The organism is Allostella sp., from assembly GCF_041913585.1.
Lineage (GTDB): Bacteria > Pseudomonadota > Alphaproteobacteria > ATCC43930 > Allostellaceae > Allostella.
Genome location: NZ_JAYSFE010000007.1, coordinates 45,593 through 47,330 on the forward strand (window position 1 = coordinate 45,593; position 1,738 = coordinate 47,330).

At 68.5% G+C, this 1,738-nt stretch carries 2 protein-coding genes; both read right to left on the reverse strand.

Annotated elements, in window-relative coordinates; all coding sequences use genetic code 11:
* On the reverse strand, nt 1-498 hold a 498-nt coding region (locus ACE3Q3_RS02710; protein ID WP_374441433.1), incomplete at its 3' end, for an ABC transporter ATP-binding protein.
* Between the two features lie 37 nt (nt 499-535).
* Complete coding sequence (locus ACE3Q3_RS02715) at nt 536-1,564, reverse strand: ABC transporter substrate-binding protein (protein ID WP_374441436.1); 1,029 nt, start codon at nt 1,562-1,564, stop codon at nt 536-538.
* Nucleotides 1,565-1,738: the final 174 nt, after the last annotated feature.

Consider the following 1,738-nt stretch of genomic DNA (forward strand, 5'->3'; position numbering starts at 1 on the left):
GGGCTCGTCCATCAGCAGGATGCGCGGCTCGAAGACGACGGCGCGGGCGAGCGCCACGCGCTGCTTCTGGCCGCCCGAGAGCTGGTCGACGCGGCGCTCGCCATAGCCCTGGAGCTGGACCAAGGCCAGCGCCTCCTCGACCCGCCGCCCGATCTCGGGCCTGGCGACGCCGCGCAGCCGCAACGGGTAGCCGACATTGCCCGCCACCGTCATGTGCGGGAACAGCGCATAGTTCTGGAAGACGATGCCGATGTCGCGCCGGTGCGGCGGCTCCAGGATCATCTCCGTCTCGCCGAAGCGGATCGACCCGGAATCCGGCCGCACGAACCCGGCCAGGACCATGAGCAGCGTCGTCTTGCCCGAGCCCGAGGGCCCGAGCAGGGTCACGAATTCGCCGGCGGCGATGTCGAGGCTGACGGCGTCCAGCGCGCGGAAGCGGCCGTAGGTCTTCGTCACCTCCCGGATGGTGACGGTCGGCGCCGAGCGGGAGGCGGTCATGCCCGCCCCCCGCCCGCCGCTCCGGGACGCCGCTCCGTCACTCCTGGATGAACTGGTCGAAGCGCTTGGTGACGGCGTCGAGATTGTCCGCCCACCACTTCACGTCGAGGGTGAAGGAGTTCTTCAGGTTCTCCGGCGACGAGGGCAGCGCCTTGGCCATCTCCGGCGTGATGATGCCGGTTTCGTAGGCCTTGGCGTTGGAGGGGCCGTAGTTGATGTGGAGCGGCAGCCGGGCCTGGGCCTCCGGCGTCAGCATGTGCGCCATCGCCTTCATCGCAAGCGCCTTGTTCGGCGCCCCCTTGGGGATCGCCCAGCAGTCGGCGAGGATGATCTGCTGGTTGAAGGTGAGATCCGCCTTGGCGCCCTCCTTCATCACCGCCTGCACCCGGCCGTTCCAGAGGCCGATCATGTCGACCTCGCCGTCGTTGATGAGCTGCGCCGAGGCCGCGCCCGACGGCCACCAGGCGACGATGTGCGGCTTCAGTTCGCGCATCTTCCGGAAGGCGCGGTCGACGTCGAGCGGGTAGAGCTTCTGCGGGTCGACGCCGTCGGCGATCAGCGCCGCCTCGAGGTTGTACATCGGGCTGCGCCGCATCGACCGGCCGCCTGGAAAGTCCTTGAAGTTGTACATGTCGGCCCAGCCCTGGGGCTTCTTGTCCTTGTACGTCTTCGTGTTCCAGGCGATGACCGTCGAATAGACGAGGTTGGCGACCCAGTGGTCCGACTTCATGTCGGCGGGAATGCCGTCGGTCTTGACCACCGCCGGGTCGAGCTTCTCGAGGTTGCCCTCGCGCTCCAGCAGGATGCAGCCGTTGGTGCCCTGCTGGACGAGGTCCCAGGTCACCTTGCCCGACTTCACCTGGGCGCGGACGTCGGCGACGCCCGACGTCGTGTCCTCCTTGATGGTGATGCCGAGGTCCTTGGCGGCGGGCTCGAACCACGCCTTGCGCTGCGCGTCCTGGTAGGCGCCGCCCCAGGAGGCGACGGTAATCGATTGCTGGGCGGCCGCCGGCAACGCCAGCACGCCGATCGCCACGGCCGCGACCGCACTGCCCTTCATGGACATGGTTCTTCTCCCCGGAAGCCCTGTTGCCGGGGAACGTTAGACCCGCGCCGGAGCGCCACGCAAGCGATGGCGGAGCGCCGCGCCCCGTGCCACCATCGCCACTGATCGATCAATAAGAGGTCGCCCGATGGCGCTGCATTTCGACCGGGAGGAGTTCGCGGACCGCATCGCAAG

What these genes read in the sequence shown, in the direction of transcription:
- ACE3Q3_RS02715 (WP_374441436.1), bottom strand. Translation starts at nt 1,564, where the DNA reads ATGTCCATGAAGGGCAGTGCGGTCGCGGCCGTGGCGATCGGCGTGCTG.